The organism is Methyloglobulus sp., from assembly GCF_964779595.1.
In genome coordinates this window covers 84,462-106,506 of the sequence record NZ_CBAROL010000002.1, presented here as the reverse complement: position 1 = coordinate 106,506, position 22,045 = coordinate 84,462, and the positions used below count along the sequence as shown (strand labels likewise).

The 22,045-nt window shown below is 45.4% G+C and carries 24 protein-coding genes; 11 read left to right on the top strand and 13 right to left on the bottom strand.

Translation table 11 applies throughout. The features are described 5' to 3' along the window. Window positions 1–52: 52 nt before the first annotated feature. Genes AC1YY3_RS01615 through AC1YY3_RS01590 form a run of 6 tightly spaced genes read left to right on the top strand, consistent with a single transcriptional unit; the run spans window position 53 to window position 4,189 of the window. Window positions 53–436 (top strand): DUF4845 domain-containing protein, encoded by a 384-nt coding sequence (locus AC1YY3_RS01615; protein ID WP_481823972.1) that lies wholly within the window; start codon window positions 53–55, stop codon window positions 434–436. Next, a complete protein-coding gene (gene rnc, locus AC1YY3_RS01610) occupies window positions 430–1,113 on the top strand; it encodes a ribonuclease III (protein WP_481823973.1) in 684 nt (227 codons plus the stop codon). The genes AC1YY3_RS01615 and rnc overlap by 7 nt, the downstream gene beginning before the upstream one ends. Beyond that, complete coding sequence (gene era, locus AC1YY3_RS01605) at window positions 1,110–1,991, top strand: GTPase Era (protein WP_481823974.1); 882 nt, start codon at window positions 1,110–1,112, stop codon at window positions 1,989–1,991. The genes rnc and era overlap by 4 nt, the downstream gene beginning before the upstream one ends. Continuing rightward, on the top strand, window positions 1,984–2,691 hold the full coding sequence (recO, locus tag AC1YY3_RS01600) for a DNA repair protein RecO (RefSeq protein WP_481823975.1): 708 nt from the start codon (window positions 1,984–1,986) through the stop codon (window positions 2,689–2,691). The genes era and recO overlap by 8 nt, the downstream gene beginning before the upstream one ends. A 2-nt stretch (window positions 2,692–2,693) precedes the next feature. Beyond that, on the top strand, window positions 2,694–3,440 hold the full coding sequence (pdxJ, locus tag AC1YY3_RS01595) for a pyridoxine 5'-phosphate synthase (RefSeq protein WP_481823976.1): 747 nt from the start codon (window positions 2,694–2,696) through the stop codon (window positions 3,438–3,440). Window positions 3,441–3,448: 8 nt separating this feature from the next. Then, window positions 3,449–4,189: a PP2C family protein-serine/threonine phosphatase gene (locus AC1YY3_RS01590; protein WP_481823977.1), complete on the top strand. Its 741-nt coding sequence runs from the start codon at window positions 3,449–3,451 to the stop codon at window positions 4,187–4,189. Between the two features lie 28 nt (window positions 4,190–4,217). On the opposite strand, the gene AC1YY3_RS01585 is transcribed toward AC1YY3_RS01590, so the two are convergent. Both AC1YY3_RS01585 and AC1YY3_RS01580 read right to left on the bottom strand, forming a co-directional pair. Continuing rightward, window positions 4,218–5,174 carry a sigma-54 interaction domain-containing protein gene (locus AC1YY3_RS01585; RefSeq protein ID WP_481823978.1) on the bottom strand — a complete coding sequence of 319 codons (957 nt, stop codon included), beginning with the start codon at window positions 5,172–5,174 and terminating at the stop codon, window positions 4,218–4,220. A 10-nt stretch (window positions 5,175–5,184) separates the two neighbouring features. After that, the gene (locus AC1YY3_RS01580; RefSeq protein WP_481823979.1) at window positions 5,185–5,913 is read right to left on the bottom strand and encodes a sulfite exporter TauE/SafE family protein; all 729 of its coding nucleotides are present in this window, start codon (window positions 5,911–5,913) and stop codon (window positions 5,185–5,187) included. Window positions 5,914–6,268: 355 nt separating this feature from the next. Here AC1YY3_RS01580 and AC1YY3_RS01575 point away from each other — a divergent pair, with 355 nt between their 5' ends. Together AC1YY3_RS01575 and dhaL are read left to right on the top strand one after the other, a co-directional pair. Beyond that, window positions 6,269–6,484, top strand: coding sequence for a DUF1289 domain-containing protein (locus tag AC1YY3_RS01575; protein ID WP_481823980.1), 216 nt, complete (start codon window positions 6,269–6,271; stop codon window positions 6,482–6,484). A 42-nt stretch (window positions 6,485–6,526) separates the two neighbouring features. Next, on the top strand, window positions 6,527–7,162 hold the full coding sequence (dhaL, locus tag AC1YY3_RS01570) for a dihydroxyacetone kinase subunit DhaL (RefSeq protein ID WP_481823987.1): 636 nt from the start codon (window positions 6,527–6,529) through the stop codon (window positions 7,160–7,162). On the opposite strand, the gene dhaK is transcribed toward dhaL, so the two are convergent. From dhaK to AC1YY3_RS01555, 3 genes are read right to left on the bottom strand one after another with little or no spacing between them, the layout of a single operon-like run. Next, the gene (gene dhaK / locus AC1YY3_RS01565) at window positions 7,145–8,134 is read right to left on the bottom strand and encodes a dihydroxyacetone kinase subunit DhaK (RefSeq protein ID WP_481823981.1); all 990 of its coding nucleotides are present in this window, start codon (window positions 8,132–8,134) and stop codon (window positions 7,145–7,147) included. The genes dhaL and dhaK overlap by 18 nt on opposite strands. A 55-nt stretch (window positions 8,135–8,189) precedes the next feature. Next, window positions 8,190–8,810 (bottom strand): guanylate kinase, encoded by a 621-nt coding sequence (gene gmk / locus AC1YY3_RS01560; RefSeq protein ID WP_481823982.1) that lies wholly within the window; start codon window positions 8,808–8,810, stop codon window positions 8,190–8,192. A 34-nt stretch (window positions 8,811–8,844) separates the two neighbouring features. Continuing rightward, window positions 8,845–9,708: a YicC/YloC family endoribonuclease gene (locus tag AC1YY3_RS01555; protein WP_481823983.1), complete on the bottom strand. Its 864-nt coding sequence runs from the start codon at window positions 9,706–9,708 to the stop codon at window positions 8,845–8,847. Window positions 9,709–9,750: 42 nt separating this feature from the next. On the opposite strand from AC1YY3_RS01555, the gene AC1YY3_RS01550 reads away from it, so the two are divergent. Further along, window positions 9,751–10,650: a serine/threonine protein kinase gene (locus AC1YY3_RS01550; protein ID WP_481823984.1), complete on the top strand. Its 900-nt coding sequence runs from the start codon at window positions 9,751–9,753 to the stop codon at window positions 10,648–10,650. Window positions 10,651–10,726: 76 nt separating this feature from the next. Beyond that, the gene (gene rph, locus AC1YY3_RS01545; protein ID WP_481823985.1) at window positions 10,727–11,449 is read left to right on the top strand and encodes a ribonuclease PH; all 723 of its coding nucleotides are present in this window, start codon (window positions 10,727–10,729) and stop codon (window positions 11,447–11,449) included. Between the two features lie 122 nt (window positions 11,450–11,571). Here rph and AC1YY3_RS01540 read toward each other — a convergent pair whose 3' ends face one another. Together AC1YY3_RS01540 and AC1YY3_RS01535 are read right to left on the bottom strand one after the other, a co-directional pair. Continuing rightward, window positions 11,572–13,494 (bottom strand): multicopper oxidase family protein, encoded by a 1,923-nt coding sequence (locus AC1YY3_RS01540; RefSeq protein WP_482194265.1) that lies wholly within the window; start codon window positions 13,492–13,494, stop codon window positions 11,572–11,574. A gap of 367 nt (window positions 13,495–13,861) precedes the next feature. Continuing rightward, window positions 13,862–14,593, bottom strand: a complete 732-nt coding sequence (locus AC1YY3_RS01535; RefSeq protein ID WP_482194264.1) for a pteridine reductase — start codon at window positions 14,591–14,593, stop codon at window positions 13,862–13,864. 269 nt (window positions 14,594–14,862) lie between these two features. Between AC1YY3_RS01535 and infA the strand changes: the two genes are divergently transcribed. Next, window positions 14,863–15,081, top strand: a complete 219-nt coding sequence (infA, locus tag AC1YY3_RS01530; protein WP_023494599.1) for a translation initiation factor IF-1 — start codon at window positions 14,863–14,865, stop codon at window positions 15,079–15,081. Window positions 15,082–15,116: 35 nt separating this feature from the next. Here infA and clpA read toward each other — a convergent pair whose 3' ends face one another. From clpA to AC1YY3_RS01500, 6 genes are all read right to left on the bottom strand, one after another. Beyond that, the gene (gene clpA, locus AC1YY3_RS01525; RefSeq protein WP_482194263.1) at window positions 15,117–17,387 is read right to left on the bottom strand and encodes an ATP-dependent Clp protease ATP-binding subunit ClpA; all 2,271 of its coding nucleotides are present in this window, start codon (window positions 17,385–17,387) and stop codon (window positions 15,117–15,119) included. A gap of 12 nt (window positions 17,388–17,399) precedes the next feature. Further along, window positions 17,400–17,723 carry an ATP-dependent Clp protease adapter ClpS gene (gene clpS / locus AC1YY3_RS01520; protein ID WP_482194262.1) on the bottom strand — a complete coding sequence of 108 codons (324 nt, stop codon included), beginning with the start codon at window positions 17,721–17,723 and terminating at the stop codon, window positions 17,400–17,402. A gap of 400 nt (window positions 17,724–18,123) precedes the next feature. Beyond that, window positions 18,124–18,582, bottom strand: a complete 459-nt coding sequence (locus AC1YY3_RS01515; RefSeq protein WP_482194261.1) for a hypothetical protein — start codon at window positions 18,580–18,582, stop codon at window positions 18,124–18,126. A 33-nt stretch (window positions 18,583–18,615) separates the two neighbouring features. Next, a complete protein-coding gene (locus AC1YY3_RS01510; RefSeq protein ID WP_482194260.1) occupies window positions 18,616–18,870 on the bottom strand; it encodes a hypothetical protein in 255 nt (84 codons plus the stop codon). Window positions 18,871–19,082: 212 nt separating this feature from the next. Beyond that, window positions 19,083–20,474 (bottom strand): Re/Si-specific NAD(P)(+) transhydrogenase subunit beta, encoded by a 1,392-nt coding sequence (gene pntB / locus AC1YY3_RS01505; protein WP_482194259.1) that lies wholly within the window; start codon window positions 20,472–20,474, stop codon window positions 19,083–19,085. A gap of 13 nt (window positions 20,475–20,487) precedes the next feature. After that, a complete protein-coding gene (locus AC1YY3_RS01500; protein ID WP_482194258.1) occupies window positions 20,488–22,044 on the bottom strand; it encodes a Re/Si-specific NAD(P)(+) transhydrogenase subunit alpha in 1,557 nt (518 codons plus the stop codon). Between the last annotated feature and the right edge of the window lies 1 nt (window position 22,045).

Here is a 22,045-nt window from a genome sequence, read left to right as displayed (position 1 = left end):
TGGTATACCAACCCCGTATGACACCTTATTTTTTGAATGGAGTGCCAGAGTCATGATGCAAAAACTGCCCAAACCTCAGCAAGGCTATACCTTGATTACCCTTATTTTCATGTTGGGTATATTCGCTTTTTTTGTCTTATTAATCCTTAAGATAGGCCCTATTTATCTTGACCATAGCAAAGTTGTTAGTGGATTAACTGCGGTTGAAAAAACAGTCGATATTGAAACCTTAAGTGAATCTGAAGTCCGAACGCTGCTAAGTAAACGCTTTGACCTTAATTACGTGAAGCAAGCCACATTGCAAGATGTCAAGATAACCAAGCGGGGAAGCTACTTAAAAGTGGATATTGAGTACGAGGTTGTAGAAAAAATCGCCGGTAATCTGAGCGTTCTGGTTCAATTTCACGATTTTTTTGAAGTTGGCAAGGAGTGGTAAAAAAGCCGGAAATCTTGTGTAAAAAATTGGGCTTGGCATTTAATCAACCTCAACTTTTTATCACAGCGTTAACCCATCGCAGTGCCGGAGCGCACAATAATGAACGGTTAGAATTTTTAGGTGATGCTATTTTAGGATTCGTAATTGCCCAAAAATTGTACGATGCTTTTCCTGGAGCCGACGAAGGCACGTTAAGCAGACTCAGAGCCAGTTTAGTAAACGAATCTTCGTTAGCAGAGCTGGCTAGAAAACACCAAATTGGCGATTATTTGTTTTTGGGTTCAGGCGAATTGAAAAGCGGCGGATTTCGACGGGATTCGATTTTATCGGATGCTTTAGAAGCTATTATCGGTGCGATATATAAAGATCAGGGCGTAGCTGCCTGTCAAGACTGGATAGGTCGGATATTTGCAGATAATCTACAAGATTTATCGGCAGAAAATTGGCAAAAAGATCCCAAAACACAATTACAAGAATTGATGCAAGCCAAGAAAATGGAGCTGCCTGAGTATATCTTAATAGATATGTCCGGCTTGGCTCACGAACAAACATTCAAAGTTAGATGCAGCGTCGCTTTGATTGCAGAATCCTGCGTAGGTACTGGCGTTTCCAGAAAAAAAGCTGAACAATCAGCAGCAGAAATGATGCTCGCTAAACTCCAAAAGGACAGTGCATGAATTGTGGTCACGTGGCTTTGATTGGTCGCCCGAATGTCGGTAAATCAACGTTGATGAACCATTTGTTAAAGCAAAAAATCAGTATTACTTCCCGTAAACCGCAAACCACCCGCCATCGAATACTCGGTATAAGTACTTCAGAAAAAGGCCAAGTCATTTACCTGGATACGCCAGGAATGCACCACGGCGAGCAGAGGGCGCTTAACCGCTACTTAAATCGTACCGCAGATACGACCTTATTAGGTGTTGATGTCATCGTGTGGTTGATTGATGGGTTGGTCTGGCAAGAATACGACGATATTATCCTAAAAAAACTGGAACAGGCTGGATTGCCGGTAATCTTGGCAGTTAATAAAGTCGATAAAATTAAAGACAAAGAAGACATACTGGCTTTTTTTGATCAAGCCCAAAAGCGGTTTCCATTCCATAGCTTACTGCCTATTTCGGCATTAAAAGGCACAAATCTTGAAGAGCTGGAAAGCCTGTTGCTTACCTTATTGCCTGAAAGCGAGCTGATTTACCCTGAAGATCAGGTAACAGATCGATCTGAGCGGTTTTTATGTGCGGAAATAGTCAGGGAAAAACTCACGCGGCGCTTGGGTGATGAGCTGCCTTATTCGCTGACTGTACAAGTCGAACTGTATGAAGAATTGCCGCATGTTACCAAAATTTATATCGTGATATGGCTGGAACGTGCCTCACAAAAGAATATCGTCATCGGTACAGAAGGTGAAATGCTGAAAAAAATTGGCACGGATGCTCGAATGGATATTCAAAAGCTTATCGGTCAAAAAGTGTTTTTAAAGCTGTGGGTTAAAGTTAAAAAAGGTTGGTCAGACAATGAACGCGCTTTACTAAGCTTGGGGTTTAATGAGTGATACAGTCGTCCATTCGCAGCCAGCGTATATTTTACATCGGCAAAATTACCGCGAATCCAGCCTGATTATTGATGCCTTAACCCGCGATTACGGCAGGATTTCCCTGATAGCAAAAGGGGTGCGTAAAGCCAAATCTAAAACCGCAGGCGTGTTGCGACCTTTTGTGGCATTGTCGCTGTCATACCTCGGCAAATCTGATTTAAGGACGCTGACGGATGCTGAAATATTAGATCAGACGAATGAATTGCCTGGGCTTTCCTTGTATTGTGGTTTTTATATCAATGAGTTAGTCTGTAATTTTTTGCATAAAGATGATCCTCATCCAGAAGTCTTTCGGGAGTATCAAGATTGCTTAAAGCAATTGGCATTAGGTCCACATATTGAAGCGGCATTACGGATGTTTGAATTAAATCTTATGGATCATATCGGTTATGGGTTGCAATTAGACTATGATTTACACCATGAAAAACCGATAGTTACAAATAAAAAGTATATGTTTACTAAGGACGATGGTTTGATTGAGGAGGTGAACGGTCAATTTTCTGGTTCAGCATTATTGGCAATGCAACAAAGGCAATTTGATGACCCTCATGTACTGAGTGTAGCCAAACTGTTGATGCGAGCAGTTATAGATAGTCATTTACAAGGCAAGCAACTTAAGAGTCGTGCTGTTATCAATAATATCGTTAAGCGATTGTAATTATGGACAGAAAACTCATTCTGCTAGGTGTAAATGTTGACCATATTGCCACCATCAGGCAAGCTAGAGGCACACGTTATCCTGAGTTAATTCAGGCAGCACTCGTTTCCGAACAGAATGGGGCAGACAGCATTACCGCCCATCTTCGGGAAGATCGTCGTCATATCCAGGACAGGGATATTTATCTGCTGAAAGACATCATCCATACCCGACTGAATATGGAAATGGCAGTGACTGATGAAATGGTTGCTATTGCAGCCAAGGTGAAACCCGATGCTTGCTGCTTAGTGCCTGAAAAGCGTGAGGAATTGACCACGGAAGGTGGCTTGGAAGTGGCGGGAAATCTTTCCCGTTTACAATGGGCTTGTGAAAAACTTGCCGATACAGGCATTGAAGTCTCGTTATTTATTGCACCCGATCATGCCCAGATTGATGCCGCTAAAGCAGTAGGAGCGCCTGTTATAGAATTGCATACCGGTTGTTATGCCGATGCAAAAAGTATCGCTGAACGAAATGCTGAGTTGGAGCGAATTCGACAAGCTGCGGCTTACGCGCATAGCATCGGCTTACAAGTTAATGCTGGGCATGGTTTACATTGCCATAATGTTGAGGCAATATGCCACATACCTGAGATAGTTGAGCTGAATATAGGTCATGCCATTATTGCACAAGCGCTGTTTTCTGGATTAGCGCAGTCAGTCAGGGATTTAAAACAAATAATGCTCAATGCGAGAGCGCAAATTAACTAATAACAACGATGCAGCTTGAATATTTTCAGTTAACAAATGTAGGCGATAGAGAAGCCAATCAAGACTATATGGCAAATATCATCGAAAATGATTATGCCTTATTTATTGTCGCTGATGGCTTGGGCGGACATCAAGCGGGTGAAAAAGCTTCCCAATTCTTTTGTCAGTGTATGCTTAGTCGCGCAGCAAGTTACAGTAGGAAAATAGCAGAAAACCCTGTTGATATTTTTTCGGCCTGGATTAAGGATGCCATCAATGAGATGAAGGTCTTATTTGACGATGATCTCATTGCAGACCAGGCACATACCACTTGCGCTATTCTTTACTTGGATGACCAGCAGACCTTAGTAGCACACTGTGGGGATTCCAGGGTTTATAAATTAAATCCAACAGAAATTGTATGGCGAACACGTGATCATTCCGTACCCGAAGATTTATTGAATGTCGGTTTAATAACCGAGGAAGAACTGGCACAGCACCCGGAACAAAATCATTTAACCCGTAGCATTAATGTGAATAAGGCACACACTATAGACATCAAAGTGTTTCCGCCGATTGCACAAGACGAGACCTTTGTGTTGTGTAGTGACGGTTTTTGGGGACATGTAAAGCAGGATGAATTATTACAACTGGCTAATTTGGAAAGCAATGTAGATCAACTTAACAGGTTGGCTATGCTTTCTGTTTACCGTGCCAACGGAAATAGCGACAATCTCACCGTTATTTCAGTTAGATGCCGTAAGGGCTAATCAAGCAGGTTTATTGCCAAGATAAATATCAGTGTGTTGCAAATACGTGCTTTTGCATACGATAAAGTAAGGTATCCCTAGTCAGACCCAGTAATCTAGCTGATTTGCTGCGATTACCTTTAGTCATATCTAAGGCTTGCTGGATTAAACTGGCTTCCAGATTATCCAGATCCAGCCCAGCGGACGGCAGAGTAAAATGCGATAAGTTGGAACTTGGGCTAACTATGTTAAATTCCAGCGGTAGATTTTCCGGTTCAATTATTTTTCCAGCCAATAAAATGCACAGTCTTTCGCATAAGTTCCGTAACTCTCGGATATTGCCCGGCCAGCTATAGGTTTTGAGGACTTTGAGTGTTCTACTGCTGAATTGTGGCGTAACCATGCCATGTTCACGTTCAAACCGCTTCATAAAGTGCTTGATAAGCAGATCCAAATCGCCCAGACGTGCTGCTAATGGGGGTAAATTTAACGGGACGACATTCAATCTGTAATACAGGTCGCGCCTGAATGTGCCATTAGCAATTTGCTGGTTCAGGTCAGTATTAGAGGCTGCAATAATACGGACATCGACGGTATAAGGCTCAGTGTCGCCTACTGCAAGACACTCGCCGGATTCAATAAAACGCAAGAGCTTTGCCTGGATAGAAACCGGTAATGAGTTGATTTCATCAAGAAATAACGTGCCACCATCTGCTGCCTGAAACAAACCTTGGGTGCTACCTGTTGCACCCGTGAACGAGCCTTTCTTATGACCGAACAACTCCGATTCAATCAGGCTTTCTGGCAAGGCTGCACAGTTTAAGGTAATAAATGGCTTTTTAGCTCTAGCACTTGATTGTTGAATCGCATTAGCGAGAATTTCTTTGCCAGTGCCGGTTTCGCCATTCAGTAGTATGGTGACATCGGTAGCGGCGGCTATCCTGGCACTACGGATTAACGCATCCAGCGCAGGGGATTGACCTATGATCGTTTTAAAATGATCCATAACTGCCTCTCTAGTGATTCGTATGATTTATTATTATAGCCATTGGATTAAGCCAAGGCATCGCGGCCAATAGTGCCAGTGCTATCATAAACAGACCTACTACCTGTTTAAAGCGTTGCATTCTCGATAACCGCGTGAGTACGCTGGTCATTATACCGACTCCCATCACCGCAGGTAAAGTACCTAAACCGAAAGATAGCATGGTCAATGCGCTTTTACTGACATCACCGGTTGTTAATGCCAGTGCCAGGGCAGTATAAACCAATCCGCACGGCAACCAGCCCCACACCATGCCGAACAAAAAAGCCTGAGTACGGTCTTTGACGGGGATGAGTTTGCGTCCGAAAGGTTCTATTAACTTCCACAATTTAACGCCAGCTTTCTCAATATAAGCAAAACGTGGCAACCAACCAGCAATATAAAAACCTGCGCCAGCCATAATAATCGCCGAAAACAACTGCAATATGCGATAGCCATTGATGTCAGTTGCAGGTGCAGGAAAGAACGATTCAACAATGCCAGCTAGCGCGCCCGCCAAGGTATAGCTGGTGATCCGCCCCAAATTGTAGTTAAACACAAACGGAATTAGCAGCCGTTTACGGTTGCGTATTTCTGGGCTTAAACTTAACGTAAGTGTACCGATGATCGAGCCGCACATGCCCACACAATGCAAACTGGTAGCAAGACCCATCGCAAAGGCGACCAAATAAGAGGTGGTAAAAGAGGGATCAAATGACATTGTTGAGAGTTTTTGAACGTTGGATTGGGATGTTTTAGTTTTTTTAACAGTAAATGGCTATGCTGAAAACTCATCAAACCACAGTTAGCCTATATTACCGGAAGTTGACATATTGTGAGCGGTAAAATTTACCGATACCACTTAGAAATGTGTTCACAGCAAAGCGACGAAATTGATTACACTTTGTAGAGGGTTGGATGGGCAGGAGTCGTTGATTAGAAATAATACGGATAAGCCAACAAAAATAATGCACGAAAGCTCAGTGAGCTAGCTTGAATTGGCTGCTTTGGTAAAGCGGCTAGCATGTTGGGGTGTGTTATCATCGTGTATCCTAAAATGATCCAGAATAATCAATTTGAGTGCTGAAAAACTGATTACTCCAGCAATATCATCGCCTTGTATAAGCAATTGTTGTCTCAATGAAGAAGATGTGTGTGTGGGATGTTTCCGTTCCTTGCCTGAAATTGTGGGTTGGGCGGATGCTGACGATAGCACTCGGCAAGTTATCTTGAATAACACAGCATCACGTCGTACCGCCTATCATGAAAGGTACCGGCAATCCGGCAGCTAGCATTACACTATTACCTTAGAGAAATTAATGCGGATCGTCATCATGCCAAATACTGCTGCCATATTACCCAAGCTAATTTTAGCTGTAGCCAAAATGATTGAAATCAACGCTGAAGAGTTAACTGCGCTGGATCAGGCTATTGGAGATGGCGATCACGTGACGAATTTGCAGCGTGGCATCAAGGCTTTGTCAGCGCAAAGCGAGGCATTAAGCCAGCTCGACTGGCAAACCGCCTTGCAAAAAATGGGTTTGACGATTATGTCTTCAGTCGGTGGTGCATCCGGTTCGCTCTATGGGACGCTATTTTTAGCCATGAGCAAGAACCTAAATAATCAACCATTAACGCTAACAACTTTTCCCGATATTTTTTTGAATGGCGTAGAAGCCGTCAAGCAACGTGGCAAGGCAGATAAAGGCGAAAAAACCATGCTTGATGTGTTGATTCCGGTCGCGGAACAACTACAAAAGGATGCAAATAAACCAGATGTATTCGAGCAGATCAAGCAGACGGCAATAGTAGGTGCCGAATCTACCCGCGATATGCTTGCAACTAAAGGTCGAGCTTCATTTTTGGGTGTACGTTCACAGGGACATATTGATGCGGGTGCAAAAAGCAGTCAACTGATGATTTGTGCCATTGTCGATGCCTTATCTGATAAATCAACAACCCCACCGTAATGCCGCCGTATGCACAGGTGCATCCCACAAGCGTACCAATTCCTCATCTAATAAAGTTAAGGTAATCGAAGCACCAGCCATATCGATTGAGGTGGTGAAATTGCCGACCAAGGATCGAGTAATCCGCAAGCCGCGCTTTTGCCAGAATGTCGCCGCCAAATCGTACAGCAAATACAGTTCCATTAACGGTGTGCCGCCGAATCCGTTGATATGCAGCAGTACTTCCTGACCTTGTTGGGGCTGCAATTCTTCATCAATAATCGTAGCTACTTGTTCAACAATTTCCGATGCACTTTTTAAAGGTACGGTTTCACGTCCGCGCTCGCCGTGAATGCCCACGCCGATTTCCATTTCATTGTCGGTAATATCGAATGTCGGTTTGCCCAGGGCAGGGACGGTGCAACTGGTCAGGGCAACGCCCATTGATGCAGTGACAAGATTGATGCGGTCGCCCAAGGCTTTGCATTCAGCTAATGTTGCGCCATTTTCAGCCGCCGCACCGAGCATCTTTTCTACAATCAAAGTTCCTGCAACGCCGCGTCGTCCGGTGCTATGGTCTTTTGGTAAGGAAACATCGTCACTGACTAGCACAGACGCATTGGGCAACTCCAGCATTTCCGAAGCAATTTCAAAATTCATGACATCGCCGGCGTAATTTTTGACGATGAATAAAACCCCGCCACCTTGCTGCACGGCTTGTGCCGCAGCCAACATCTGGTCAGGGGAAGGGGAGGTGAATATTTGCCCAGGACACGCCGCATCCAACATGCCTACACCCACGAAGCCGGTATGTAAAGGTTCGTGTCCTGAACCACCACCTGAAATCAGCACGACTTTGCCCGGTTGCTTTAGCGTTTTTCTTCTGACGTAGCGGGGTTCTGCGTTGAATTCGACGATGTCACTATGGGCTAAGGCGAATCCTTGCAGGCTTTCGCTGAGGACGGTATCGATATTATTGATGAATTTTTTCATAGTGCTACCTCTTTTGAATAACGGATTCAACAGTACAAAAGCACAGAGTGTCCGCTCAAGTTGAAGATAGCAGGGCGGTAATAAGGGTTTTAAGATTCTGTTGTTGCCGGTCTTTTGTCAGTCTGTTGGCAATAATGATGCTTTTTAATTCGGTCAACGCACGTTCAAAGCGATCATTGACTAAGATATAGTCAAATTCGTCGTAATGGCTCATCTCAGTGACGGCAGCGCGCATACGGCGGGCAATGACGTGGTCATCGTCTTGTCCTCGATTTTGTAGTCGCTGTTCGAGAACCGCTGTTGAGGGCGGCAAAATAAAGATGGATAGGCTATCAGGACATAAGCTTTTTATTTGTTGTGCGCCTTGCCAGTCAATTTCTAGGATGACATCAATGCCTGCGTTCAGGGTTTTTTCGACAGTTGTTTTCGCTGTTCCGTAATAATTATCAAAAACCAAGGCATGTTCCAGAAGTTCATGATTATTCAATAAAGCCTGAAATTCGGCTGGCGAGACAAAATAATAGTCTACACCCTGACTTTCTCCAGGTCGTATCCGACGTGTGGTATGGGATATTGATACGACCAAGTTATCGACTTCAGCCATCAACTGTCTGACTAAGCTGGTTTTTCCGGCTCCAGAAGGTGCAGAAATGATGTAAAGTTTGCCGATACTCATGTTATTTTGCGGTGATTAGTTCGTAATGTGTCAGCTATTCGATATTTTGGACTTGCTCACGAATTTGCTCAATAAGCACTTTAAGCTCAATTGAAATTTGTGTCATATCTTTATCGATTGATTTAGAACCTAAGGTATTGGCCTCGCGGTTTAATTCCTGCATCAAAAAATCCAGCCGTCGTCCTACTGGATCGACTTGTTCCAGTACACGTAGCACCTCGGTTACATGGGTTTCCAAGCGATCCAGTTCTTCGGTAATATCCAGTTTTTGGGTAAGATACACCAGTTCTTGTTCGAGTCGGTCAAAATCCGGCTGCATGACCAGTTCGGCAATTCGATCAGTCAATTTTTTGCGTAAAGATGCCAGCACTTCCGGCATTCGCTGGTTTCCTGAATCGATAAAACCTTGAATTTTTACGCACCGTTCTTCAATCAAAGCCTTGAGCTGTCTGCCTTCTCTTGCCCTGCTTTCTAATAGCTGTTTGACAGTGGCTGTGATCAGACTATTGATACCTGCGCTGATGTCGGTCTTATCGAGTTCGGATTCTTGCTGAATACCAGGGAATGCCAGTATGTCCAGTGCTGAGAATGACATGGAGGAGTACATTTGTTGTTCGATCAGCTTGGTTGCTGTAATCAGTGCCGCCACGGCATCAGGATCGACAATAAAGCTCTGTTGCTTGGTCTGTTTTTTAGTGGTTAAGGAACATTCAATTTTGCCACGGCTGATTTTTGCGCCGATAAGCGACCGGATATCGGCTTCCGCAAAGCGCAAGCGGTCGGGTAATTTCAAGGAAACATCAAGATAGCGGTGATTAACGGAACGCAATTCGCAAGTTATCGTCAGATTGCCAAGTTCAGCTTCATTTACTGCAAATGCGGTCATGCTTCTTATCATTTTTCACCTATACTTTAGTTAGCTCCAAACTATCCAACATTTATGGCTGAATATTACGACCCGCAAACCTATCCCAAAGCGTGGAACTATCTACAAACCGGCACCATTATAGACCAGTATATGATCGAGCGGGAATTGGCGCATGGCGGATTTAGCTCGGTTTATCTGGCTAGGCAACTGGCGGATCAGTTTCAGGTTGCCCTAAAGGAATACCTGCCCAGAAAGCTTGCCCATCGTACCTGGAATAATGTGGTCGTGGCAAACAGTGCCGAAGCCCAAACCATGTTCAAGCGTGGGCGGGCGTTATTTTTTGAAGAAGCCAAAGTGTTAGCTGCCTTGAAACACCCGAATATTGTCGAAGTGACCAATTTCTTTAGAGCCAATGACACGGTTTATATGGTTATGACTTACGATTACGGCGTGACGCTAGATAAGCTGATAAGCAAAAAAATGCTGACAATGACTGAAGAGTTTCTATTAGCCGTATTTGATACGTTGTTAGCGGGTGTCAGTTATATCCATGAACAGCATTTTGTCCATCTTGACATCAAGCCCGGTAATATCTTGGTACGTCCCGGTAATGATGCCTTATTGCTGGATTTTGGCGCGATTCAACGCGTTAGCAGCACCCGCATTAATAAATTGGATACCGTATTAACGCCAGGATTTTCACCGGCTGAACAATATGATACGAAGGCACAACTGGGAGCCTGGACAGATATATACGCGATTGGTGCCAGTATGCGTAGCTGTCTGGATAATAAAACACCGATTCCAGCACCGGAGAGAATACAAAAAGATACCTTAATTCCTGCCATAAAAGCGTTAAATCGAAAATTTCCCGATTATCTTTTGAAGGCGATTGATTGGGCGATGGAACTCAAGCCTGAAGATCGTCCACAAACTATCGAACAATTCAAACAAGCTCTGGTTAAGCCATAATCCCCTACGCAAAACCTAAACCATGCCATTTCAGGTATACTGGCGCGTTTTATGACTGGTTTAGAATGGAGTATTCATGAGGCCGAGCGGACGCGATGCAAATCAACTGAGAGACATTAAATTTACCTGCGGTTTTACCAAACATGCGGAAGGTTCGGTATTAGTTGAATTTGGTGAGACCCGCGTGTTATGCACGGCGAGTGTAGACACTAACAATGTGCCGCGCTTTTTAAAAGGTAAAGGCGAAGGTTGGATTACTGCTGAATACGGCATGTTACCACGTTCAACCCACAGCCGGATGGGGCGCGAAGCCAGCCAAGGCAAGCAGGGTGGGCGTACGATGGAGATTCAGCGTTTAATAGGACGTTCGCTACGTGCCGCTGTCGATATGAAAGCCTTGGGCGAAAATACCATCACTATTGATTGCGATGTTTTGCAGGCAGACGGTGGCACCCGCACTGCCGCGATTACCGGTGGTTTTGTGGCTTTATCCCTGGCGATACAGCACATGCTCAAAAAAAAGCAAATCAAGAAAAATCCCATCCATGGACAAATTGCGTCGGTTTCTGTTGGTATTTACCAAGGCGTACCGATACTGGATTTGGATTACCCAGAAGACAGCCAAGCAGAAACCGATATGAATGTGGTGATGAATGATGCTTTTGCCTTTATCGAACTGCAAGGCACGGCTGAAGGTCATGCGTTTAGGAAGGAAGAGCTCGACCAGATGTTAGAGCTGGCAAGATACGGCATTAAACAATTGCTGGAGAAACAACAGATAGCATTGGGTAATGTGTAGGTAATATTTGATACAGTAAGTTGGTATAACGCTACAAACCAGTTTCTCATATTACGCCTTCTCCAGAGGAGAAGGCGTTTTGAATTGTTAAAGATTCCCTAAATCCATTCGCCTATTCGTTTTTAATGCTCGTGGTGTGGAATCCATTTTGGTACGATTACAAAAGGTCGCATCATATCGTCGTCTTCATGTTCGAGTATATGGCAGTGGTACATGTATTTTCCGCAATATGGGGAAAACTTGATGGTAACCCCCACCATTTCGCCAGGATTAATGCGTATAGTGTCTTTAGAGCCGGTTTGGTCGGTTAGGATTGCGACCGGCGTTGTGGCAGAAATACGGGTTATTGTGTCGATATTGCCATCAATTTCTGTCGTTCCGGCAGGTAAGGCGTTGCTCGCATTGGTGCTAAATCCAGTCAGGTCGAACAGGGATTGTTGCGACACATTCATATCGACAAGATGTACATGGATTGGATGGGTATCTGGGCTTACATTAACGATATACCATTGTTCAGTATCACCAAGGTGTATTTTCCAGTTGACACGATCATAAAATTCTTCGGCAGCTTTCCAGAATGCTTCGGTCATAGGCAAGCCTGTCGCTGGATGGACATAGGTAAAATCGATAATATCCACACCGAGTGGAGCTGGCTCACTTGCGACGCGTACATATTCCCAAAACACCAACATAGCTGTTCCTGTGGGTGTTATCGGTGGCTTTTCAACCAGCGCCATTAAGCGAATTTGCATATTGGCTGATAAATTGGCAGCAGGACGTACCGACAACAAAGGATCGGCAGGCAATTGATGCGGAATGCTGCTTACCATAGACTCGACATCGAAACGCATGATTTGGGGATAAGGTCGGCGATCAGCATCCATCGTGTTGCCAGCAAAAGGGTCGTTTATCAGGGCGGTTAATTCAGCGGCGGGATTGGCCGAGATGGGAGTCGTATTGCTGAAGGGTGCTTCAGCGGTGTTCCACAGATAGAGGCTTTGGCTAGGAAAGCTTGAAAAATCAACTAACAGATCAACGCGCTCACCTGAAGCCAGAATAAGACCTTCCATGGGAAATGCGGCTTTGTTTTGCATCAGACCTTGGTCACAACCAATTTGCCAAATGAGGTTGTGTTGGCTATTGCCTTGGTCGTCTAGCAACATGAGCCTGTAGGTTCGTGCGTTAGATCCGTTTAAAACCCGAAATCGATATAATCGCGGCTCAATAACGGCTTTAGGCCAAATTTTTCCGTTCACCAAGGTATAAGGTCCAAAAAATTCAGCAGGACCGCCGTTGACTTCGGTTTTATGCAGGAGTTTGCCGGTAAAACTTCCCGCTTCTACATCAAGATTGCGATCCTGAATGACCAGCGGTAATTCGAAATCGCCATCTGGCAGGCCAAGATTGGCTTCTTCTTTATCACGAATTAACCAAATACCAGCCAATCCCGCAAACACATTTAACCGTGTCACATGGTTCGCGTGGTCGTGATACCAAAGCATAGTGGCTGCTTGGTTGTTATGGTAGGTGTAATCAGCGGATTGATCCGTGACCGCAGTATTGTCAGGCCAGCCGTCTGAATCTGCCTGAGTACGACCTCCATGAAGATGGGTAACCAGTGAAGCTTGCAGATCACGTAGCTTTGGACGTAATTTGTCTTGCAGATCTGAAAGAGCGCCGTCTTTGCCCGGTACGTTTTGTGGAATATCAGTAACCGTTATGGGGTCTATTTTGACGACTTCATAGGGCAATTTCGCTGGTGTGTTGCCGGAAGCTTTAATTTTATTGGCCCAGCGGACTTTAACAATATCTCTATGATTGACCTCAATTGTTGGACCAAGAAAGCTCGATCCCGCACCTTGCCTGGCAATCGTTCCTTCACTCAGTCGATAACTCCAGACTTCTGTATCAGGGAGATTTTTGTGCAGCTTGACCTGTTTAACTTTCGCTTTGATCGTAAGACGCTGTTCTTTGGAGACAGTGCCAACGGGTGCCACAACGTCAGGTATAGGGAGGAGATCTTGAAAAGGTTTAAGATTGGGCATGAATGACTCCTGTGGGGGATTAGGGTGAAGCATTAATAAATCAAAGATTAATTGAAGATTTTACCGCGCTTTCATCGACTATAAATAAAATTTATTTGATTGAACAAGGCTAAATTTACGGCTAAGTAAATAGTAGGTGGGGCGAGTTAGTTTTGCTGTGAAGTATTTCACCTTGAATAGGTGAAATATTAACTTGATGTGGGTTAGGGAGTAGGCTGAATAAGGTTTTCGACAAAACTCGCCTGAGTTTATCGGAGTTTAGGATGAATGGCTTGAGTTGATTATGTGTGTGATAAAGCGTTGATTAACTTCATTATTATCCTGATTAACAATAATTATAATCAATGAGTTAAGGTTTTCTTAGCTTTCAGGAAAATAAAATCCTACCACCATCCACAGTAAGGATTTGTCCCGTTACATAATCGGCATCTTTCACCAGATAAAGCACGGCCTTGGCAATATCTTCAGGCGATCCGCACCGCGCCAACGGTACGCGCTGCAATATTTCATTCTTCCCTTGTTCCGACAAGCCGTTTTCCGGCCAGAGTATCGCGCCGGGTGCAACGGCATTAACCCTTATTGTTGGTGCGAGTTCCTTGGCTAAAATTTTGGTCATCGCCACCAATCCGGCTTTAGCAATACTGTACACCGGATAACCCGGCAGACCGCGTTCGGCATGAATATCTACAATATTGACAATACTGCCTTGGCGTTTTGCCAAACACTCAGATAAGGCTTTGGACAGGAAAAAAGGTGCTTTAAGGTTGCTGCCTAATAAGTCGTCCCATTGTTCTTCGTTAGTGGTCGCAAATGGTGTGGGGTAGAACGATGAGGCATTGTTAATGAGTACATCCACGCCTTCCCAACTTGAAATAGCAACTTGGGCAATCGCTTCCAGTTCTTCCCTATTGCTTAGATTGCCTTGCACCAGTCTTGCTGAATCGTGGCGTTTTTGGTTGAGTTCATTGCAGAGCTGCTCGGCATCTTGCTTCGACGATCTGTAATGCAATACAACATTGCAGCCGCAGTCGTGTAACAGCCTGGCGCAAGCGGCTCCTATGCGTTGGGCGGCACCAGTAATCAATACATTTTTTTCCATCAACAGTCCTTGAAGCATAAAGAAATTATTATTAGCAGTGCGGATTTTACTTATTTGTCAATATCTCAGTAGCTAAAAACATTAATTTAGATGTCTTCGAGTAGGGGTTGCGTATGGATATGAACCTGCTCGGACGACATTGCCCCGATTTGCTGCTGTTGTAACCTTGGTATCGTCGGTTAAATAGGTGTTCTAATGGTTGCAGGTTTGCTATTGGTCGATATTAGGGTATGTTATAATGGGATTTTTAATGTACTCAGGTAATTTTTATGGCGAAAGAAGATCAAATCGAAATGGAAGGGAAGGTAATTGATACCTTGCCGAACACCATGTTTCGGGTTCAGTTGGAAAACGGACATATTGTAACTGCACATATTTCTGGCAAAATGCGTAAGCACTATATCCGCATTCTTACCGGTGACAGCGTAAAAGTTGAAATGACTCCTTATGATTTGACCAAAGGTCGCATCTCGTTTCGTATGCGCTAAGACTTCAAGCGCTCATCGGAACGAACATACTCCTCTCAGTTGTTTTCAGAAACCGTCAATTCCTTACTTTCAATCGCAAAGCGCAGTTCGTTGTTCTCCAAATAGATTCGGACGTTGCCCCCGTGTGCTAGTTCACCAAACAATAAGTCATTTGCAAGTGGTTTCTTGATTTTTTCCTGAATCAGCCTCGCCATTGGTCTTGCACCCATTTTGGGGTCACAGCCGTTTTCGGCCAGCCATAAGCGAGCTTCCGCATCTAACGACAAGGTGACTTGCTTGTCTGCAAGCAAGGCTTCCAGTTCAAAGATAAATTTATCAACAACGTGACCGACGATGCCGATGTTAAGGGGTTTGAACTGAATAATCGCGTCCAGGCGGTTACGGAATTCAGGAGAAAAGCCTTTTTCAATGACTTTCATGCTGTCCGTAGCATGATCCTGGTGCGTAAAACCAATGGATGCCCGACTACTTTCCTCAGCCCCTGCGTTGGTTGTCATCACCATGATAATGTTACGGAAATCCGCTTTGCGGCCATTGGTATCCGTTAGTGAGCCATGATCCATAACCTGTAACAACAGGTTGAAGACATCTGGGTGGGCTTTTTCTATCTCGTCCAAGAGCAACACGGCATGTGGATGTTTGCTGATTTGCTCGGTCAGCAAGCCACCTTGATCAAAGCCGACATAACCCGGGGGTGCGCCAATCAGTCTGGATACGGTATGGCGTTCCATGTATTCGGACATATCAAAACGGATTAGTTCGATTCCCAATACTTTGGCTAATTGCCTAGTCACTTCGGTCTTGCCTACACCCGTAGGGCCTGAAAACAGGAATGAACCAATGGTTTTTTGGGATTCCCTAAGTCCGGCACGGGATAATTTAATCGCTGTCGCCAGCGCAGAAATGGCCTCGTCCTGACCAAAAACCAGCATTTTGAGATTCTTCTCCAGATTGCCCAATTTATCTATGTCATTGGTGGAAACCGATTTAGCAGGAACTCGTGCTATTTTAGAAACGATTTCCTCTATTTCGGCAGCTTCAATAAGGGATTTGCGATTGACTACGGAAGCCATGCGTTGCTTCGCCCCCGCTTCATCAATCACATCAATCGCCTTATCCGGTAGATGGCGGTCGGTAATGTAGCGGTCAGATAATTCCGCCGCCAGACGGAGCGCTTCTGGCGAATATTTGACATCATGATGCTCTTCAAAACGGGACTTTAGCCCTTTTAAAATCAACACAGTGTCTTCCACGGAAGGTTCGAGTATGTCGATTTTCTGGAACCGTCGAGCTAAGGCATGATCCTTCTCAAAAACACCGCGATATTCTTGGTAAGTGGTGGAGCCGATACAACGCAATTGACCAGAAGCCAACATGGGTTTAATCAAATTGGACGCATCCATCGTGCCGCCGGAAGCGGAGCCAGCGCCAATGATGGTGTGTATTTCATCAATAAAAAGAATCGCTTCAGGGCGGCTTTTTAGTTGATTGATTAATGCTTTCAGCCGCTTTTCAAAGTCGCCGCGATACTTGGTGCCGGCTACCAGCGCGCCTAAATCTAAAGAATAAATGACATTATCCATCAAGATTTCAGGTACATTTTCTTCCACTATCCGTTTTGCCAAGCCCTCGGCAATTGCAGTTTTACCAACGCCAGCTTCGCCCACAAATAAGGGATTGTTTTTGCGTCGGCGACAAAGCACTTGAATAGTCCTTTCAACTTCCAAGTCCCTGCCAATTAATGGATCAATCCTGCCTTTAAGCGCTTCCTCGTTTAGATTTACGGTGTATTTTTCTAAAGGACTGCCGGCAGATTCTGCATCTGGCGCATTGGTGTCAGTTGCTTGATCTTCGCCAGTTGAATTGTCCTGATCGAATTTCGAGATGCCGTGAGCCATATAGTTGACTACGTCCAGTCTTGAAACATCTTGCTTGTTCAACAGATAAACCGCGTGGGAATCTTGCTCACTAAATAAGGCGACGAATAAGTTCTCACCAGAAACTTCTTTTTTATCAGAAGCCTGGACATGAAAAACCGCTCGTTGCAACACCCGTTGAAAACCTAATGTGGGCTGGGTATCACGTTGTACGCCTTCGGGAATTAAGGAAATTGTTTCATCAATGAATTGCGTTAGTTGTCCACGTAGTGATTTCATATCACAGCCGCAAGCGACCATAACTGCGCCTGCGGAAGCATTATCGAGTAAAGCCAGCAACAAATGCTCAACGGTAATAAACTCATGGCGTTTATCATGGGCATTTTTAAAGGCATTGTTCAATGTCACTTCAAGCTCTTTACCTAACATACACACTCCACACTACATTTCTTCCATTGAACACAGCAAGGGATGCTGATGTTCCCGCGAATATTCGTTGACGATGCACACCTTGGTTTCGGCAACGTCTTTAGTATAGGTACCACATACACCGATGCCCTGGGTATGTATCTGCAACATCACCCGTGTTGCCATGTCTTCAGACATACTGAAAAAGTGCATCAAAATGTCAATCACGAAAGCCATGGGCGTAAAATCATCGTTTAACAAAATGACCTTATACAAGGGCGGTTTTTTCAGTTTTGGTTTAGCCGATTGAACCTCTATACCGTGGTCATCGTCTTTATAAGGCTCAAATTCAGCCATAGAAACCTATTTTTAAATTCATATCACTAACATAGTGCCGACAATTACTAATTTCAATCGCATTATAACAATAAAATTCAAAGTACCATGAATGCACAATAATACAATTGTTATAAGCCGATAGATTGGACATATTTGTTAAGGTTAGTTCAAATTTTTGCATATTTGACAGAACAAACCCTGGAAATCGCGATTTACCTTGTTGGGTAATTTTGATGGGTGGAAATCACCCGTTACGGTTGCTGCTGTGCTAGTGCGTAGAGTTTATAAACGTGAAGTGTAGGTTACCTGGTACGGCGCATTTTCGTAGGGTGCAGCAGCGTAGCGTATTGCACCGAATGTGTGCCACTTTCATCCGGCGGAATACGCTATTGCGCTTATGCATCCTATAAACCACCCGCTAATACTCCAAATGGTTTGAAGTCAATCCAAACACCTGATCGTACCAGGTGCGTAGTTGGGTTTTGACAGTTTTGAATCCCTCAATGAGCGGGCCACGGTCATAGTTGATAATCACCATCAGGCTATTGCGTGGTTTGTCCTCATGGCTCATGGGCTTTACGCTGTGGTAGCTGGACGGCGTGACTGCAAAGCCATAGCCGGAATTTGGCGCAAATTGCATGGCGAATGATTCATGGTAACTTCCGTCAGGATTCTTCTCGTGAAACAACGTGCCAAGATGCGTCTGCGATGCGTCTTCAGGGAGATAATACTGGGTAGTTATGACCTTGCGTGGCGAATCAGGATGGATTGAAATCTTGTAGCCGCTGATGTCACGGAACAGCGTGTAGTGTGTACGGAACCTAATCTTTGCTATCGATCTTCCCGCGACGGTTTCGATTGCACTCTTGAACTTCACGCGCCAGGCATCTTCAACCTCTTTTGCGCCAAGTCAGGTTAATACTTGATTCCAAAAATCACGCTGTTCAATCGGTAGACGTTCTATATTCGCCCTGTTTAGCGGGAATTGTAAACGAGCGCTTTGGCCGTTTGCCATCATCGCGTCGCTGTGCTTTAGCTCCCGGTAATAGCTGTTAATGGGAAGCATACTCAGTATCGCCTCGTAGGTGGCGGTTGGAAATATGTCGGTTAGCACCACATGATCAAAAGGGAATGAAGTGAGTGCCGTGCTGGTTATTGCCGCCACGAGGTTTTTGCTTATTTCTTGTGCTGTTGTAATCAGGGATTCCTATTCCTGTTAGCTTAATGTAGTAACTTCAATTGTAGTTGTTGAAAATAATATTTCCAGCCGGATGGGGCATATTGCCACGTTAAGCATAGTTCAAAAACGTCACCATCGGCAAAATGTGATCAAGAGACAGGTAACATACCTCATCACGCGGATTACCAACCTAAATATTAACCCTTCAACGCCTTCAACACTTCCTGCAACATCTTATTGGCATCGCCAAACAACATCCGCGTATTGTCTTTAACAAACAAAGGATTACCGACTCCGGCATAACCCGATGCCATACTGCGCTTCATGACGATGGTGGTGTCGCCTTTCCAGCATTCAAGGACGGGCATTCCGGCGATGGGGCTGTTGGGGTCGTCGAGTGCGGACGGGTTGACGATGTCATTCGCACCGATGACGATGCTTACGTCCACTTTGTCCCAATCTTCATTGATTTCATCCATTTCATAGACGATGTCGTAAGGCACTTTGGCTTCCGCCAACAGCACGTTCATGTGTCCTGGCATACGTCCCGCGACGGGGTGGATGCCGAAACCGACTTTTTTGCCTTTGTCGCGCAAGAATTTGGTGATTTCGTTCACGGTATGCTGCGCTTGGGCAACCGCCATACCGTAACCAGGAATAATCATTATGTTTTTGGAGTCCATAAGGAGACGGGCTGTTTCTTCGGCATCTATCGGATGTACTTCGCCCTCAACCACAGCGGCTTCGCCACCGGAAGCCGTACCAAAACCACCACCAATTACGCTAAGGAAATGGCGGTTCATGGCGCGGCACATGATGTAGCTCAAGATTGCTCCGCTGCTACCGACGAGTGCGCCAGTTACAATCAATAAATCATTGCTTAACATGAAACCTGTTGCTGCCGCTGCCCAACCGGAGTAGCTGTTGAGCATGGACACGACCACCGGCATATCCGCGCCGCCGATTGCCATGACCATGTGTACGCCAAAAGCCAAGGCAATGGCTGTCATCAGCAATAAGGGGATCGTGCCGCTACCGGCTTCAGCTTGTTGTAAGAACATCCCACACAGAAAAATTGTCGCAATCAATAAGCCCAGATTCAACCAATGCCGGGCGGGTAATAATAGGGGTTTGCCGCTGATTTTTTCGCTGAGTTTGCCGAATGCAATCACTGAACCTGAGAAAGTCACCGCACCGATAAAGATACCTATGTAAATTTCGACTTCATGGATGGTTTTTTCCACGCCGCTGATCGTGCTGGTGCTGTCCATGAAATTGGCATAACCGACCAACACCGCCGCCATACCGACCAGGCTGTGCATGATGGCGACCAGTTCAGGCATTTGCGTCATTTGGACTTTTAATGCCAATTTGGTGCCGATTGCGCCGCCAATCAACAGGGCGAAAATCAGGATGACATAGTTGTTGACCGCACCGCTAAAGGTCGTGGCGACAATGGCAATCGCCATCCCCAACATGCCGTAATAATTGCCACGGCGGGAGGTTTCCTGGTGGCTTAAGCCGCTTAAGCTGAGAATGAACAGAATGGTGGCTACTATGTAGCACATCGTGACTAAACTTTGAGACATCATTTTCCCCTTATTATTTTCTGAACATTTCTAACATGCGCCGCGTGACCAGAAAGCCACCTGCGATGTTGATAGAAGCGATTAAGATAGCCAGCCCCGCGAGGATGGTAATAAAAAAGCCTGGTGTGGAGATTTGCACCAATGCCCCAATAACGATAATACCGCTAATCGCGTTGGTGACGCTCATCAACGGCGTGTGCAAGGATGCACTGACATTCCAGATGACCTGATAACCGATGAAACAGGCCAGTACGAACACCGTGAAATGCGACATGAACGCAGTGGGCGCAGTCGATCCGATGCCATACAACGCCAAGCCGCCCAATATTAAAGGCAGGAATTGCTTGACGGGTTCGGGCAAGAGCGACTTTTTCTCGGTTTTTGCGACCGCTGCTGTTTCAGTTTTGGCAGCCGAGGCAACCGTTAATGTGGGCGGCGGTGGCGGCCAGGTTATCTTGCCTTCCTTGATAACCGTCGTACCACGGATGACTTCGTCTTCCATATTGACGTTAATCACGCCATTTTTTTCCGGTGTTAAATCCGTCAATAAATGTCGTATGTTGGTGGCGTAAAGCTGGCTTGACTGGTTGGCAAGTCGGCTAGGGAGATTGGTGTAGCCTATTAAGGTCACGCCATGTTTGACGACAACCTTATCTTTCTCGGTCAGTTCGCAGTTGCCGCCTTGTTCCGCCGCCAAATCGACGATTACACTGCCTGGCTTCATGGATTTGACCATTGCTTCGGTAATCAATTTAGGCGCAGGTTTGCCTGGAATCAATGCCGTGGTGACGATAATATCGACTTCCAAGGCTTGCTGGGCAAACAATGCCATTTCGGCTTCAATGAATTCCTTGGACATGGTTTTGGCATAACCGCCCGTGCCGGAGCCTTCTTCCTTGAAATCGAGCATCAGGAATTCGGCATCCATACTTTCGATTTGTTCTTTGACTTCAGGGCGGGTGTCAAAAGAACGCACGATGGCACCCATGCTTTTGGCTGCGCCGATTGCCGCAAGTCCAGCAACACCCGCGCCGATGACCAGGACTTTCGCAGGTGGAATCTTACCGGCAGCGGTAATTTGTCCGGTAAAAAATCGCCCGAAATGTTGCGCCGCTTCGACGATGGCACGGTAGCCGGCGATATTCGCCATTGAGCTTAAGGCATCCAGTTTTTGCGCTCGTGAGATACGCGGTACGCTGTCCATTGCCAAAACGGTTACGTTTTGTGCCGCTAGTTGCTTCATCAGTGCTTCATTTTGCGCGGGCCAGATAAAGCTGATGAGATTGCCGCCTGTGGGTAATAATTCCACTTCATTGATACCAAGTTTTGGATGTTGCTCTGGGGCGCGGACTTTAATAACGATGTCGGAATTTTCCCACAAGGTTTTGGTATCTTTTACGATTTTAACGCCAGCTTTCTTATAAGCCTCATCGCTAATATCTGCGCTTTCGCCCGCACCGCTTTCAATGCTGACTTCAAAACCCAGCTTAATAAGCTGCTCCGCTGCTTCCGGCGTGGTCGCTACGCGCTTTTCGCCGGGATGAATTTCTTTCGGTACACCAATCTTCATA

Bases quoted from the DNA above. Each gene is read 5' to 3' on its own strand.
- era (WP_481823974.1), top strand. From the start codon at position 1,110: ATGAATTGTGGTCACGTGGCTTTGATTGGTCGCCCGAATGTCGGTAAA.
- rph (WP_481823985.1), top strand. From the start codon at position 10,727: ATGAGGCCGAGCGGACGCGATGCAAATCAACTGAGAGACATTAAATTT.
- infA (WP_023494599.1), top strand. From the start codon at position 14,863: ATGGCGAAAGAAGATCAAATCGAAATGGAAGGGAAGGTAATTGATACC.
- AC1YY3_RS01590 (WP_481823977.1), top strand. From the start codon at position 3,449: ATGCAGCTTGAATATTTTCAGTTAACAAATGTAGGCGATAGAGAAGCC.
- pntB (WP_482194259.1), bottom strand. From the start codon at position 20,474: ATGTCTCAAAGTTTAGTCACGATGTGCTACATAGTAGCCACCATTCTG.
- pdxJ (WP_481823976.1), top strand. From the start codon at position 2,694: ATGGACAGAAAACTCATTCTGCTAGGTGTAAATGTTGACCATATTGCC.
- gmk (WP_481823982.1), bottom strand. From the start codon at position 8,810: ATGAGTATCGGCAAACTTTACATCATTTCTGCACCTTCTGGAGCCGGA.
- clpS (WP_482194262.1), bottom strand. From the start codon at position 17,723: ATGGCTGAATTTGAGCCTTATAAAGACGATGACCACGGTATAGAGGTT.
- AC1YY3_RS01585 (WP_481823978.1), bottom strand. From the start codon at position 5,174: ATGGATCATTTTAAAACGATCATAGGTCAATCCCCTGCGCTGGATGCG.
- dhaK (WP_481823981.1), bottom strand. From the start codon at position 8,134: ATGAAAAAATTCATCAATAATATCGATACCGTCCTCAGCGAAAGCCTG.
- dhaL (WP_481823987.1), top strand. From the start codon at position 6,527: ATGCCAAATACTGCTGCCATATTACCCAAGCTAATTTTAGCTGTAGCC.
- AC1YY3_RS01550 (WP_481823984.1), top strand. From the start codon at position 9,751: ATGGCTGAATATTACGACCCGCAAACCTATCCCAAAGCGTGGAACTAT.
- AC1YY3_RS01500 (WP_482194258.1), bottom strand. From the start codon at position 22,044: ATGAAGATTGGTGTACCGAAAGAAATTCATCCCGGCGAAAAGCGCGTA.
- recO (WP_481823975.1), top strand. From the start codon at position 1,984: ATGAGTGATACAGTCGTCCATTCGCAGCCAGCGTATATTTTACATCGG.
- clpA (WP_482194263.1), bottom strand. From the start codon at position 17,387: ATGTTAGGTAAAGAGCTTGAAGTGACATTGAACAATGCCTTTAAAAAT.
- AC1YY3_RS01615 (WP_481823972.1), top strand. From the start codon at position 53: ATGATGCAAAAACTGCCCAAACCTCAGCAAGGCTATACCTTGATTACC.
- AC1YY3_RS01580 (WP_481823979.1), bottom strand. From the start codon at position 5,913: ATGTCATTTGATCCCTCTTTTACCACCTCTTATTTGGTCGCCTTTGCG.
- AC1YY3_RS01555 (WP_481823983.1), bottom strand. From the start codon at position 9,708: ATGATAAGAAGCATGACCGCATTTGCAGTAAATGAAGCTGAACTTGGC.
- AC1YY3_RS01535 (WP_482194264.1), bottom strand. From the start codon at position 14,593: ATGGAAAAAAATGTATTGATTACTGGTGCCGCCCAACGCATAGGAGCC.
- AC1YY3_RS01540 (WP_482194265.1), bottom strand. From the start codon at position 13,494: ATGCCCAATCTTAAACCTTTTCAAGATCTCCTCCCTATACCTGACGTT.